Below are 12,488 nucleotides of genomic sequence, written 5' to 3'. Positions count from 1 at the left end.
TCATCCCTTGCTCAGTGAAGAGGCCCGGGCGGCCTCGATGGTGGAGGTGGTGGAGTGGCCGCTCAGGTACGGCACGATGACGGTCCGGCCGCCCCAGCGCCGGACCAGCGCGGCCTCCGGCAGTTCCGCCTCGCCGGAGTAGTCGCCGCCCTTGACCCAGACGTCCGGCCGGAGCCAGGTGAGCACCGCCTCCGGCGTCGGCTCGTCGAAGATCACGACGGCGTCCACGCAGTCCAGCGCGGACAGCAGCGCGGCCCGGTCGTCCTGCTTGTTGAGCGGCCGGTCGGGGCCCTTGAGCGCGGCGACGCTGGAGTCGGAGTTGAGGCAGACGATCAGGCAGTCGCCCAGCTTGCGGGCCGCGCGCAGGGTGGCGAGGTGGCCCGCGTGCAGCAGGTCGAAGCAGCCGCCGGTGGCCACCACCGTGCCGCCCCGGGCGCGTACCTCGTCGGCGAGCGCGCCCGCCTCGGCCGGCAGCGCGCCGGCCGCGACCGGTGCCGTGGCGAACGCCCCGGCCGCGCCGCCGGCCGCGACGTAGGCCGACGCGGCGCTCACCGCGTCCCGGACCGCCTCGGAGACCAGCGCGCCGCGGGCCAGCGCCAGCGCGGCCGTGGACGCGAACCGGTCCCCCGCGCCGCAGGTGTCCCCGTCCGGCACGTCCGGCGCGGGCACCACCAGCGGCGTCGACCCGCCGTGGCACAGCACCGCGCCGGCCGAGCCGACGGTCACCGCGACCGCGCCGGCCCGCCAGTGCTGGCGCAGCCGGAACCCGGCCCGCTCCGCCGCCGCCAGCGCGGTGCCGCCGCCGGCGTCGCCGGACATCGCGCGCGCCTCCGCCGCGTTCGGCGTGACCAGGCGGACGTTCGGCACCGGCGCCGGGCCGCGCGGGTGCGGGTCCCACACGATCGGCGCGCGCGCCTCCTCCAGCGCCTTGCGCAGCAACGGCTGCCGGGCGACGCCGCGCCCGTAGTCGGAGACCAGGATCGCGGTGGCCCGGCCGATCACGTCCAGCGCGGCCTGCGGCACGTCCGGCGGCACCGCGGGCTCGCCGCCCCGGTCCAGCCGCACCAGCACCTGACCGCCCGCGCGCAGCCGGACCTTCTCCGGCGTGGGCACCGTGGACGGCAGCGCGTAGACCTCGATGCCGGCCTCGGTGAGCAGCTCGATCAGCCGGGCCGCGGCCGGGTCGGAGGCGAGCGCGGTGACCAGCGCGACCTCGCGGCCCGGGCCGGCGGCCAGCAGCGCGGCCAGCCCGGCACCGCCCGGGCGGTCGGTGGTGGACTCCTCGTCCAGCACGGGCGCGGGCGCGTCCGGCGCGACCCGGCGCACGCTGCCGTCCACGTCCCGATCCAGCAGCGTGTCGCCGATGACGACCAGCAGCTGTCGACTCATCGCACTGACCTGTTCGTGGCTCATCGCGCCAGTGCCTCCTCCAGCGCGTCCACCACGGTGGGCAGCGCGAGATCGACGTACTCGCAGAGCAGATGCACGGAGACCAGGTGCAGCTCCTGCACGACCTGCGAGTCGCCGGACGGGCAGCCGAGCGTCTCGTCGCAGGCCATCGACAGCGGGTTCGGCTCCCGCCCGGTCATCGCCCAGGTGCGCACGCCCGCCTCCCGGGCCGCGTGCGCGGCCTTGACCAGGTTCGGGCTGCGCCCGCTGGTCGACATCAGGATCAGCACGTCGCCGGGGCGGCCGTGCGCGCGGACCTGGCGGGCGAAGACCTCCTCGTACCCGTAGTCGTTGCTGATCGCGGTGACCGCGGACGAGTCCGGCGTGAGCGCGATCGCGGACAGCGGCTGCCGCTCGTCGCGCAGCCGGCCGACCAGTTCGGCCGCCAGGTGCTGGGCCTCGGCCGCGCTGCCGCCGTTGCCGGCGACCAGCAGCCGCCCGCCGGTGCCGAGGTGGCGGGCCAGCCGCTCACCCCAGCGGGGCAGGATCGTGGACGCGAGCGCGCGGAACTCGGGCAGCGCGGCCTGGAGCCCGCGCAGGTGGTTGTCGAGCGGATCCATCAGGCGACCGCCTCTCGGACGTCGGTGGTGTCGGCGAAGGCGTGCGCGGTCTCGGCGTAGACGTCGGCGAGGCGGCCCGCGATCGTGGGCCAGCCGTAGACGAGCCGGGCCCGGTCCAGCGCGGCGGCGCCGTACGAGACGCGGCGCACGTCGTCGGTGAGCAGGCGGCGCAGCACGGCCGCGAGCGCCTTCGGGTCGCGCGGCGGGACCAGCTCGCCGGTGACGCCGTCGACCACGGTGTCGGTCAGGCCGCCGACCGCGGTGGCGACCACGGGCACGCCGCACGCCATCGCCTCCAGCGGGGTCAGGCCGAACGGCTCGTACCAGGGGGTGGCCGCCAGCACGTCCGCGGAGCGGTACCAGCGGGGCATGTCCGCGACGCCGACCGCGCCGGTGAACGTGACCCGGTGCCCGACGCCACACTCGCGGGCCAGGTCGCGCAGCCGCCGCGCGTACGGGTCGTCCGCCAGTTGCTCCGCCGGTGGGCCGCCGACCACGACCAGCTCCGCGTCCGGCACGCCGGCCAGCGCACGGATCAGCTCGGCGTAGCCCTTGCGCTCGACCAGCCGGCCGACCGTGAGGATGCGGGGGCGCCCACCGCGCGGCGCGGCCGGGCCGTCCGGGCGGAAGAGATCCAGGTCCACTCCGGACGGTACGAGCGTCATCCGCTCCCGGGGCACGCCCATGCCGGTCAGCTCGCGCTCCTCGTCGTGACACTGCACGATCACGCGGTCGACGACGCGGCCGAGCTGCCGCTCGTACGACGTGCGGTGCTCCGGGCTGGTGTCCGCCGTGCCCTGGTGGCGCCGCTTGACCGCGCCGAGCGCGTGGTAGGTCTGCACCACCGGCACGTCGCAGGCGCGCCCGGCGGTGACCGCGGCCAGCCCGCTCATCCAGAAGTGCGCGTGCGCCACGTCCGGCATGCCGGTGGCCCGCCAGTCCGCGGCCATCCACTCGGCGAACGCGGCCATGTGCGGCAGCAGGTCGTCCTTGGGCAGCACGGCCGGGGGCCCGGCCGGCACGTGCACCACCTCGAAGCCGCGTACCGTCACCGTCTCCGGCACGTCCGGGTCGTCGCGGCGGGTGTAGACGCGCACGTCGTGGCCCTGCCGCGCCAGCTCGGCCGCGAGCGCGGCCACGTGGGCGTTCTGCCCGCCCGCGTCGACGCCGCCGAGCGCGGCCAGCGGGCTCGCGTGTTCCGAGATCATGGCTATCCGCATGTGTGGTCCTCCAGGAGTCGGTCCCAGTCGGCGAGAAAGCGGTCGAGGCCGTACCGGGCGAGGGCGGCGTCGCGGGCGGCGTCGCCGAGCCGCCGCGCCGCGTCGGGTTCGTCGATCAGCCACTGCGCGGCCTCGACCAGCGTGTCGACGCGGGTGGCCAGCACTCCCGCGTCCGCGGGTACGGCCACCACCGCCTCCGTGGTGGCCAGCGCGAGCACCGGCATGCCGATCTGCATCGCCTCGATCAGGCTCAGCCCGAGCGACGTCCACCGGCACAGGTGCAGGTAGGCGCGGCGGCGCGCGATCTGCTCGTGCATCGCGGCCTGGGGCGGGTCGTCGTGCGTGGTCACCCCGGGCAGGTGCAGGCCGGCCACGCCCATGCCGAACACGTCCAGCGGCGCGACCGGCGTGAACCGGGGGAACAGGTCGGTGCCGGTGACGCGGTGGCGGCGTACCGGCTCGTTGGTGACCACGGCGAGGCGCTCCAGCTCGCCGGTCCAGCGCACGGCCGGCGGCACCACGCCGTGCTCGATCACGTGGGTACGGGTGCCGCCGCAGTCCCAGAACAGCTCGTTGAAGTGGGTGACGTGCACGATCGCCAGGTCGTCCCGATCGGCCATCGGATGCCGCGTGTTCGGCACGTCCCCCTTGGGCGTGTTGTGCTCCAGATAGATCCGCGGCACGCCGGCCAGGTGCGCGACCCGGTCCTGCTCCTCCGGCCGCTGGAGCACGATCACGTCCACGTCGTCCGGGCGCAGCGCCGCCACGTCGACCTCCTCGGCCGTCTCCGGCCACGGGAACGTGCGCGCCCGGCCCCTGCCCCATTCGTCCCGCGCCTCGTTGACCGGCACCAGGTAGCGGTGCTTCCCCTGGACGAACGCGGTGGCCCAGGAGCCGTGCACGTGCCAGAACAGGATGTTCACGCGGCCATCTCCCTGATGTGTCGGTACGGAACGAGCGTGCGCACGGCCGCGAGGACCTCGGCCGGCGTGACGGTGGACAGGCACGGGTGCCCGGCGACCGGGCAGCGGGTGGCGCGGGTGTCCCGGCAGGCCGCGGCCGCGTCGCCGAGCCGCACGTGCGGCACCCGGTACGGGCCCCACTGTCCGTACGGGACGGTCGGCGCGAACAGGCTGACCACCGGCGTGCCGACCGCGGCGGCCAGGTGCGCGGGACCGGTGTTCGCCACCACGGTGCAGGCCGCGCCGGCCAGCAGGCGGGCGAGCCCGGCCAGGTCGGTGGGCTCCGCGAGCGTGGCGCCGGCGCCGGCCACGAACGCGGCCAGTTCCCGCTCGTCCGGCCCGCCGGTGACGCGTACGTCGTGACCGTCCGCGACCAGCGCGGCCGTGATCTCGCGCAGCACCGCGGGCGGGCAGGAGCGGGCCGGCACCGATGCTCCGGGGTGGACCACCAGGTAGTCGCCGCGCGGCGGCGCCGGCAGGTCGATGCGCAGCTCACCGTGGTCGCCGGGCGGCAGCGGGAACCCGGCCGCGGCCGCGACCGACCGGGCCCGCTCCGGCTCGGGCACGCCGGCCGGCACGCCGCGGTGCCGCACGTCCAGCAGCGAGCCGGGGTAGTCCTCGCTGATCGCGGTGATCCGCCCGACGCCGGCCGCGCGCAGCAGCAGCGCCAGCGGCAGCGCGTTCTGGTGGAACGACGTGAAGATGACGGCCTGGTCCGCGCCGATCGCGGCCAGCGTGGCGGTCAGCTGCGCGACCGTGTCCGCGCCGACCGGCTCCGGGTCCGGGACGATCCACGGCAGCCGGACCTCGACGATGTCGTCCACGCCCGGCAGCAGCCCGGCGGCGGCGCGTCCGCGCGGCCCGCAGAGCAGCGTCACCCGGTCCGCGTGCGCCGCGACCGCGCGGATCGCGGGGCCGGTGACCAGCACGTCGCCCGCGGAGTCCGCGCGAACCACCAGCACGTGCCCGCCGTCGCGGGACTCCGCGGGCGTGACCAGCGCGATGCGGTCCAGGATCAGGTCGGCCGCGGCGCCGACGGTCCCCGCGACCGCGGGCGCGGCCGCGATCTCGGGCGCCAGCGTGACCTCGGTCGGGACCAGCACGCCCGCGGCGCCGGCGGCCGCGGCGGCCCCCATGTCCCGGCCGATGTCGCCGACCACCACGCACCGGCGCGGATCGGTGCCGAGCGCCCCCGCCGCGTCCTCGATCATGCCGGGCGCGGGCTTGCGGCAGCGGCAGCCGGCGCGCTCGTCGTGCGGGCACAGCTGCCAGGTGTCGAACGGGCCGAGCAGTTCCTCGACCCGCGCGTTCACGGCGTCCAGCTGGGCGCGGGTAAACCGGCCGCGAGCCAGGCCGGACTGGTTCGTGACCACGCCGAGCCGCAGCCCGGCCGCGCGCAGCCGGTCCAGCGCCTCCCGCGCGCCGGGCATCGGGCGGACCAGCGCGGGATCGCCGTTGTAGGGGACGTCCACCACGAGCGTGCCGTCCCGGTCGAACAGAACGGCGTCGTAGAGCGCGGTCACCGCACGGCCCCCGGCGGCCACGAACCGCCGGCCGGCGTGGCGGTGCTCATCGGGTCGGCTCCAGTGGGCGCCGCGCCAGTGGGCGGGCGCCGCGCCAGCGGGTCCAGCCGCGCAGCCACCAGGTGACCGCGGCCGGTGGGATGACCGCGCTGGTCACCGCCATGGTGGTGATCTCGCGGGCGGTGCGCGGCCCCGGCGCGATGCGGGCCGCGGCGAACTCCGCGGTCCCGGCCGCCCAGGCCGCGCCCGCGACGGCCGCCACCCGCGGGCGGCGGGCGGCGAGCGCCAGCAGCGCGACCGCGCCGGCCGCGGTCACGCCGGCGTGCCGGGCGCGCCGGCCGGGCGGGATCTCCAGCAGGTAGCGCCAGTCACGCCCGTAGAGCCGGCGCAGCAGCGCGTCGTCCGCGTTGCCGCGCTGCCGGCGCACGCTGACCCAGCGATCCTCCTCGCGCACCGGGTGCGTGACGATCCGCGCGCCGCGGATCAGGTCCCAGCCCGCGTCGCGTACCCGGTAGGCCAGCTCCGCGTCCTCGCGGAACGCGCGCGGCAGCCGCTCGTCGAAACCGCCGACCAGATCCAGGACCCTCCGCCGGTACGCCATGTCCGCCGTGATCCAGCGGCCGTCGGCGAGCGCGGCGGTCCCGCGTTCCCAGTCGGTGGGCCGGCGGTCGTCCGGCAGCGGCACGCGCAGTCCGCCCTGCACGCCACCGACCTCGTCGGGCGCGCCGGCCAGGTCGTCCACGAGCGCGTCCAGCCAGCCCGGCTCCGGGATCACGTCGTCGTCGAGGAAGGCCACCCACTCGTGCCGGGCGGCGCGCCAGCCGACGTTCCGGGCGGCGGCCGGCCCGGCGGCGCGTCCGGGCAGGACGGTCACGGTCACCCCGGCCGGCACCGGCAGCGGCGCGCCCCGGTCCGCCCGGTCGTCGACGATCACGATCTCGACCGGCATGCGGGTACGCCCGGCGTGCGTAGCCAGGCCGCTCCCCTCGGCAGCCGGGCCGGTCCGGTCGGCAGCCGGGCCGGTCCGGTCGGCAGCCGGGCCGGTCCGGTCGGCAGCCGGGCCGGTCCGGTCGGTAACCAGGCCGGTCCGGTCGGGAGCCGGGGCGCGGCCCGGGAGCGCGCTGCGTCCGGCGAGCCCGGTCAGCTCAGCCGGCGGCGTCCGGCCCGGCAGCGCGGTCCGGGCCGCGCCGACGAGCATCCCGGCGCCCGCACGGGCCGCGGAGTCGCCGTCGGCCGCGGCGCCCGCGTGGACGCCGGAACCATCGGCCGTGTCCGCGATCGATCCGGGCGTCCCGGCGTGCACAGTGGCCGGGGTCGCGGCCGGTCCGGTGGCGGCCGGGGCGGGGGTGAGCGCGGTCAGCAGCGTGGTGAGGCTGGGGCGGCCGAGCGTGGGGATGACGATGGAGACGCCGGTCATCGGGCGGCTCCGAACGCGGACGCGCGGTGCACCGCGAACGGGCCGAGCGCCAGCAGGTCGACCGGGGCGGAGCCGAACAGTTCCATCGCCTCGCGCGGGGTGTCCACCATGGGACGGCCGGCCGTGTTGAGCGACGTGTTGATCACGACGGGCAGGCCGGTGAGCCGCTCGAACTCGGCCAGCATCTCGGCCACCCGCGGCTCGGTCTCGGTGTGCACGGTCTGCACCCGGGCGGTGCCGTCCACGTGCGTGACCGCGGGGATGCGGTCCTTCCACTCCGGCTTGACCGTGTGGACGAACAGCATGTACGGGCTCGGGAAGACGCCCTCGAAGATCTCCGCGAACCGCTCGGCGCGGACCATCGGCGCGATCGGCCGGAACTGCTCGCGGCCCTTCACGTCGTTCATCCGGGTCTGCGTCTCCGGGTCGCCCGGGTGTGCCAGCAGGGAGCGGTGGCCGAGCGCGCGCGGGCCGTACTCGCTGCGCCCCTGGAACCAGGCGACGATCCCGTTGCCGGCCAGCACGCGCGCGGCCTCGGCCGCGATCGAGTCCGGCCGGGTGTACGGCAGCGCGGCGCGGCGCAGCTCCGCCTCCAACTCCTCGTCGGACCAGCCGCGGCCCAGGTCGGCACCGGTGAACGGCTCCACCGGCCCGGACGGGCGGGCCACCGCGAGCGCGGCGCCGAGCGCGGTCCCGGCGTCGCCGGCGGCCGGCTGCACCCAGACCCGCCGGAACGGGCCCTCCGCGGCGAGCCGCGCGTTGGCGACGCAGTTGAGCGCGGTGCCGCCGGCCATGGTGAGCGTGGCCGGGCCGCCCGCCGCGTCGTACGTCCAGCGGGCCAGGTCGAGCAGCACCTCCTCCAGCCGGGTCTGCACGGAGGAGGCGAGGTCGGCGTGCTCCGCGGTCATCTCGCCGTCCGCGGTGCGGGCCTTGGCCAGCGCGCCCCAGTCGATCCGCTCGACGCGGAACCCGCCCTCGCCGTCCGCGCGCACCAGCTCGCGGAACAGCCCGAGGTGGCGCGGCGTGCCGTAGGAGGCGAGCGCCATCACCTTGTACTCGTCGCTGGAGTGCAGGAATCCCAGGTGGCGGGTCAGGTCCTCGTAGAGCAGGCCGAGCGAGTGCGGCAGGCGCTGCGCCGCGAGCGTGGTCAGCTCGCCGTCGCGGTAGACGCCGGCCAGGTGGCTGGCGCTCTCGCCGCGGCCGTCCAGCACCAGCACCGCGCTGTCCTCCGGTACGGACAGGCCGGCCGACGCGGCGTGCGCGACGTGGTGCGGCACGAACCGCACCTTGTCCGGGTCGAGTCCGGGGAGCGCGGCCGCGAGGAACTGCGGGGCCCGGCGCGCGTAGTCGACGCGCACGTGGTCCCACGGGTCCTTCAGCCCGAGGCTCTCCGCGTCCGCGGTCAGCGCGGGGTCGAACGAGTAGGCCACGGCGTCGAGGTCGTCGGGCCGCAGCCCGGCCGACTCCAGGCACCAGGCGGCGGAGAGTTCCGGCAGCTCCCACGCGGAGAACGGCACCGGCCGCTTGCCGTGCTTGCGCCGGCTGAACCGCTCCTCCTCGGCGGCGGCGACCACGCGGCCGTCGATGATCAGCGCGGCGGCCGGATCATGGAAGATCGCATTGATTCCCAGGACTCGCATGGTGGGCCGGATTCCCTACAAGTGCCGGAGTATTCGCAAGATCACCGACTTCTCAAAAATTCATCGCTCAGCGCGGCCGACCTGGGTTATCGAGGTTCAAACGGGCAGGTTTCAACTATTTGCGCGAGGGAAAACGTGCGCGATGAATCATGTGCGACAGCTCATCGGCGGAACGTGGACCGAGGGCGGCTCCGGCCGCACCCTGACCGTTTTTGATCCTTCGACCGGTGCACCCGTCAGCACCGTGCCGGTCTCCTCCGACGCGGACGTGACCGCGGCGGTCCGGACGGCGCGCCACACCGCGCCGGGCTGGGCGGCCACCTCCCCCGGGGACCGCGCCGCGGCGCTGCGCGCGGCCGCCGCGGACGTGGAGCGCGCCACCGGGGAACTCGCCGCGCTCATGCATGCGGAGATGGGCAAGCCGGCCGGCGAGGCCGCGGACTCGATCGCGGCCGGCGTCGGCACCCTGCGACAGTACGCCGAGCTGGGCCCGGTGCACCGCGGCCGCGCACTGGCCGGCGACGACAGCGCGATCGACCTGATGGCGTACGGACCGCGCGGCGTGGTCGCGGTGATCACGCCGTGGAACGACCCGGTCGCGGTCGCCTGCGGGCTGCTCGGGGCCGCGCTGGTCACCGGCAACACGGTCGTGCACAAGCCCAGCGAGCGTACGCCCGCGACCGGCCACCGGCTGGCCGAGCTGCTCGCACCGCACTTTCCCGACGGCGTGCTGTCGCTGGTCAACGGCGACGGCCCGGTCGGCGCCGCGCTGGCCGCGTCCGAGGTGGACGTGGTCGCGCACGTCGGCTCCACCGCCACCGGCCGGTCGATCGCGGCCGCGTGCGCGGAGACCGGCGCCAAGGCGCTGCTGGAGAACGGCGGCAGCGACCCGCTGATCGTGGACGCCGGCGTGGACCCGGCCTGGGCCGCCGCGCAGGCCGCGACCGGCGCGTTCGCCAACTCCGGGCAGATCTGCGTGGCGGTCGAGCGGATCTACGTGCACCGCGACGTGGCCGACGCGTTCCTCACCGCGCTGGCGGACGAGGCCACCGCGTGGACCGCCCGGATCGGCCCGCTGGTCGACACGCGGCTGCGTGACGGCGTGCACGCCCAGGTCAGCACCGCGATCGAGGCCGGCGCGCGCCCGCTGGCCGGCGGCACGATCCCGGACGGCCCCGGCGCGTTCTACCCGGCGACGGTGCTGGCCGGCTGCACCGACGAGATGTCCGTGATGCGCGACGAGACGTTCGGGCCGGTCGCGCCCGTCATGGTGGTCGCATCCTTCGAGGAGGCGCTGAAGCGCGCCGCCGACTCCCCGTACGGCCTGGCCGCCACCGTGCTGACCCCGTCCATGGGCCACGCCCAGCGCGCCTGGCGCGAGCTGCCGGCCGGCACCGTCAAGGTCAACGCCGTCTTCGGCGGCGCCCCCGGCGGCGCCGCCCACCCGCGCCGCGGCAGCGGCCAGGGCTTCGGCTACGGCCCCGAGCTCCTCGACGAGATGACCGCCACCAAGGCGGTCCACATCGAGGCCCCGCCCTCCGGCTGGTGACCCGCATCGTGACGGCCCAGCCGGTTCTCCGTGACCACTCGCGGAACCGGCGGGGAGGCCGGCCACGGCCGACCGGTACCCGATCCGAGCATGCGGACGGTGACCACGCCGGAAGCGGGAACATGACGGTGCTCTTGATCTGTCAGTGGCGGGGCGGCTCCCAGGCGGGGTCGCGGCCGGCCAGGCCGAGGACGCGGTCGAGCAGCGGGGCGTCGTCGGGGACCGGGACGATCGGGCCGAAGAGGCCGTCGCGGGGGGCGCCGGGCTCGGCCGAGGCGAGCACGAACCGGTACGCCGCCTCGAGCGGCGAGTCGGCGGCGGTGAACGGGCGGCCGAGCGCGCGGGCCACGTCCCACCCGTGCACGACCAGCTCGTCCGCGGCGACCAGGCCGGCCACCGCGCCGGGCAGCGTGACGCCGCCGGCCTCGGTCATGCCCTCCCAGGCGGCGGGCGCGGCCCAGGCGTCGGCGAGCGCGTCGAGGCGGCGCGGGATCTCGGTGCGCCAGCCGGCCGGCAGCGACGCCGCCTCGCCGGAGGGCGCGGCACCGGTCAGCGGGCCGAGCGCCTTGTCCGCGGCGGCCCGGAACGCGAGCGCGAGGCCGGCGACGTGCGCGAGCAGGTCGCCGAGCGAATAGCCGGGGCAGGGCGTGGGCAGCGTCAGCCGGTCGTCGGGCACGGTCGCGACCAGGGTGGCCAGCTCGCGCGCGGCCGGGCGCAGATCGAACGTCTCCGTCATGGCCACCACCATCCCACCGGGGTACGACAGAAACCGGTGGGTACTGTCGGACGTCATGCGGGCGAATGAGGTTCTACTCGACGCGTTCGGGCGGCTGCCCGAGCTGGTCGGCGGCGCGGTGGACGGTCTGACGGCGGAGCAGTTGACCTGGGCACCGGGTGACGGGGCGAACCCGATCGGGTGGCTGGTGTGGCACCTGACCCGGGTGCAGGACGACCACGTGGCCGAGGTGATGGGCGTGGAGCAGCTCTGGGCGACCGGTGACTTCGCCGCGGCGTTCGGCCTGACACCCGATCCGGGCAACACGGGGTACGGACACGGCCGGCGCGACGTCGCCGCGGTCCGCCCCCGGGACGCGCGGGCGCTGACCGATTACTACACCGCGGTGCACGAGCGCACGGTCGGCTGGATCGGCACGCTCACCGACGCGGAGTTGGACCGGGTCGTCGACGAGCGCTGGGACCCGCCGGTGACGCTGGGCGTGCGCCTGATCAGCGTGTACGACGACGACGCGCAACACGCGGGCCAGGCCGCGTACGTCCGGGGGCTGCTGCCGGACCGCCGAGTCTGACACGATCGTCCGCATGCGGGAGGCGGAGGCGCTGCGGGCTGCGTACGACGGGGTGACGGCGGTCCTCACCCCGCTGAGCCCGATGGAGTTGCTGGCACCGACCCGGTGTCACGGGTGGACGGTCGCGGACCTGGTGCACCACCTCACGGAGGACGCCCGTCGCGCGCTGGTCGCGCTGGCCACCCCCGCGGCCGGCCCGCCCACCCGGACGTACGTGACGTACTGGTCCGCACCCACCGCGCCCGAGCCCGACTGGGAGAGCGCCGAGCGCGCCGCGGCCGCGTCCGCCTGGGCCGGCCGCCGCGCCGCCTCGGCCGCCCGCGAGCCGGGCCTGCTGGTCGGCCTGTGGCGGGAGACCTCCGCCGCCGCCGTGCACGCCGCGGTCGCCGCGCCCCACCCGTTCGTCGCCACCCAGGGCCACGTGCTGGCCACCCCGGACCTGCTCACCACGCTCGCCACCGAGGCCGTCATCCACCACCTGGACCTGCTGCTCGGCCTCCCACCCGCCCCCGAGCCCGCCGTCTCCACCTTGGACGGCCTGCTCGCCCTGCGCGGAGCGACCCGCCCGGCGGACTGGGGCGTGGAGGACTACCTGCTCAAGGGCGCGGGCCGGCTCGCGCTCAGCACCACCGACCGCACCACCCTCGGCCCGGCCGCCGGCCTCTTCCCGCTGCTGGGCTAGGCGGTCGCCGCACCCGGCGGGCGGCGATCCGCGCGGCGGAGGCGGTAGCGGAGGGTGGCGTGGCCGGAGGCGCCGGGGTGGGTGCCGTCGGGGCTGGCGCCGATCTTCTCGAGGGCGCGGCGGGAGCGCAGGTTGTCCGGAGCGCGCAACGCGCGCGGTTTCGTCCCCGAGCACGCGCG

Annotated in this window: 12 protein-coding genes; 3 read left to right on the top strand and 9 right to left on the bottom strand. The window is 76.5% G+C overall.

Going from position 1 to position 12,488, the window contains the following annotated elements; genetic code table 11:
• Genes J2S41_RS05570 through J2S41_RS05540 form a run of 7 tightly spaced genes read right to left on the bottom strand, consistent with a single transcriptional unit; the run spans position 1 to position 8,771 of the window.
• Entirely contained in the window at positions 1-1,389 is a 1,389-nt protein-coding gene (locus J2S41_RS05570; protein ID WP_310363879.1) for a PfkB family carbohydrate kinase, read from the bottom strand.
• Positions 1,390-1,409: 20 nt separating this feature from the next.
• Complete coding sequence (locus J2S41_RS05565; protein ID WP_310363877.1) at positions 1,410-2,009, bottom strand: D-sedoheptulose-7-phosphate isomerase; 600 nt, start codon at positions 2,007-2,009, stop codon at positions 1,410-1,412.
• Complete coding sequence (locus tag J2S41_RS05560) at positions 2,009-3,229, bottom strand: glycosyltransferase (RefSeq protein ID WP_310363875.1); 1,221 nt, start codon at positions 3,227-3,229, stop codon at positions 2,009-2,011. The genes J2S41_RS05565 and J2S41_RS05560 overlap by 1 nt, the downstream gene beginning before the upstream one ends.
• Complete coding sequence (locus J2S41_RS05555; RefSeq protein WP_310363872.1) at positions 3,220-4,152, bottom strand: glycosyltransferase; 933 nt, start codon at positions 4,150-4,152, stop codon at positions 3,220-3,222. The genes J2S41_RS05560 and J2S41_RS05555 overlap by 10 nt, the downstream gene beginning before the upstream one ends.
• Complete coding sequence (locus J2S41_RS05550; RefSeq protein ID WP_310363869.1) at positions 4,149-5,714, bottom strand: HAD-IIIA family hydrolase; 1,566 nt, start codon at positions 5,712-5,714, stop codon at positions 4,149-4,151. Before J2S41_RS05550 ends, J2S41_RS05555 begins: the two co-directional genes overlap by 4 nt.
• 46 nt (positions 5,715-5,760) lie before the next feature.
• Positions 5,761-7,131 (bottom strand): glycosyltransferase family 2 protein, encoded by a 1,371-nt coding sequence (locus J2S41_RS05545; protein WP_310363866.1) that lies wholly within the window; start codon positions 7,129-7,131, stop codon positions 5,761-5,763.
• Positions 7,128-8,771 (bottom strand): carbamoyltransferase family protein, encoded by a 1,644-nt coding sequence (locus J2S41_RS05540; RefSeq protein ID WP_310363863.1) that lies wholly within the window; start codon positions 8,769-8,771, stop codon positions 7,128-7,130. The genes J2S41_RS05545 and J2S41_RS05540 overlap by 4 nt, the downstream gene beginning before the upstream one ends.
• A 142-nt stretch (positions 8,772-8,913) precedes the next feature.
• On the opposite strand from J2S41_RS05540, the gene J2S41_RS05535 reads away from it, so the two are divergent.
• Complete coding sequence (locus tag J2S41_RS05535) at positions 8,914-10,320, top strand: aldehyde dehydrogenase family protein (protein WP_310363861.1); 1,407 nt, start codon at positions 8,914-8,916, stop codon at positions 10,318-10,320.
• Positions 10,321-10,462: 142 nt separating this feature from the next.
• Here J2S41_RS05535 and J2S41_RS05530 read toward each other — a convergent pair whose 3' ends face one another.
• Entirely contained in the window at positions 10,463-11,056 is a 594-nt protein-coding gene (locus J2S41_RS05530; RefSeq protein ID WP_310363860.1) for a TIGR03086 family metal-binding protein, read from the bottom strand.
• 55 nt (positions 11,057-11,111) lie between these two features.
• Between J2S41_RS05530 and J2S41_RS05525 the strand changes: the two genes are divergently transcribed.
• Both J2S41_RS05525 and J2S41_RS05520 read left to right on the top strand, forming a co-directional pair.
• On the top strand, positions 11,112-11,627 hold the full coding sequence (locus J2S41_RS05525; protein WP_310363858.1) for a mycothiol transferase: 516 nt from the start codon (positions 11,112-11,114) through the stop codon (positions 11,625-11,627).
• 13 nt (positions 11,628-11,640) lie between these two features.
• Entirely contained in the window at positions 11,641-12,309 is a 669-nt protein-coding gene (locus tag J2S41_RS05520; RefSeq protein ID WP_310363856.1) for a maleylpyruvate isomerase N-terminal domain-containing protein, read from the top strand.
• Here the strand turns inward: J2S41_RS05520 and J2S41_RS05515 are convergent.
• On the bottom strand, positions 12,306-12,458 hold the full coding sequence (locus J2S41_RS05515) for a hypothetical protein (protein WP_310363854.1): 153 nt from the start codon (positions 12,456-12,458) through the stop codon (positions 12,306-12,308). The genes J2S41_RS05520 and J2S41_RS05515 overlap by 4 nt on opposite strands.
• Positions 12,459-12,488 lie beyond the last annotated feature (30 nt).

It is taken from the genome of Catenuloplanes atrovinosus (assembly GCF_031458235.1).
Classification (GTDB): domain Bacteria; phylum Actinomycetota; class Actinomycetes; order Mycobacteriales; family Micromonosporaceae; genus Catenuloplanes; species Catenuloplanes atrovinosus.
This window is presented reverse-complemented; position numbering and strand designations above follow the sequence as displayed.

What these genes read in the sequence shown, in the direction of transcription:
- J2S41_RS05520 (WP_310363856.1), top strand. Translation starts at nt 11,641, where the DNA reads ATGCGGGAGGCGGAGGCGCTGCGGGCTGCGTACGACGGGGTGACGGCG.
- J2S41_RS05545 (WP_310363866.1), bottom strand. Translation starts at nt 7,131, where the DNA reads ATGACCGGCGTCTCCATCGTCATCCCCACGCTCGGCCGCCCCAGCCTC.
- J2S41_RS05535 (WP_310363861.1), top strand. Translation starts at nt 8,914, where the DNA reads ATGAATCATGTGCGACAGCTCATCGGCGGAACGTGGACCGAGGGCGGC.
- J2S41_RS05560 (WP_310363875.1), bottom strand. Translation starts at nt 3,229, where the DNA reads ATGCGGATAGCCATGATCTCGGAACACGCGAGCCCGCTGGCCGCGCTC.
- J2S41_RS05530 (WP_310363860.1), bottom strand. Translation starts at nt 11,056, where the DNA reads ATGACGGAGACGTTCGATCTGCGCCCGGCCGCGCGCGAGCTGGCCACC.
- J2S41_RS05540 (WP_310363863.1), bottom strand. Translation starts at nt 8,771, where the DNA reads ATGCGAGTCCTGGGAATCAATGCGATCTTCCATGATCCGGCCGCCGCG.
- J2S41_RS05525 (WP_310363858.1), top strand. Translation starts at nt 11,112, where the DNA reads ATGCGGGCGAATGAGGTTCTACTCGACGCGTTCGGGCGGCTGCCCGAG.
- J2S41_RS05565 (WP_310363877.1), bottom strand. Translation starts at nt 2,009, where the DNA reads ATGGATCCGCTCGACAACCACCTGCGCGGGCTCCAGGCCGCGCTGCCC.
- J2S41_RS05570 (WP_310363879.1), bottom strand. Translation starts at nt 1,389, where the DNA reads ATGAGTCGACAGCTGCTGGTCGTCATCGGCGACACGCTGCTGGATCGG.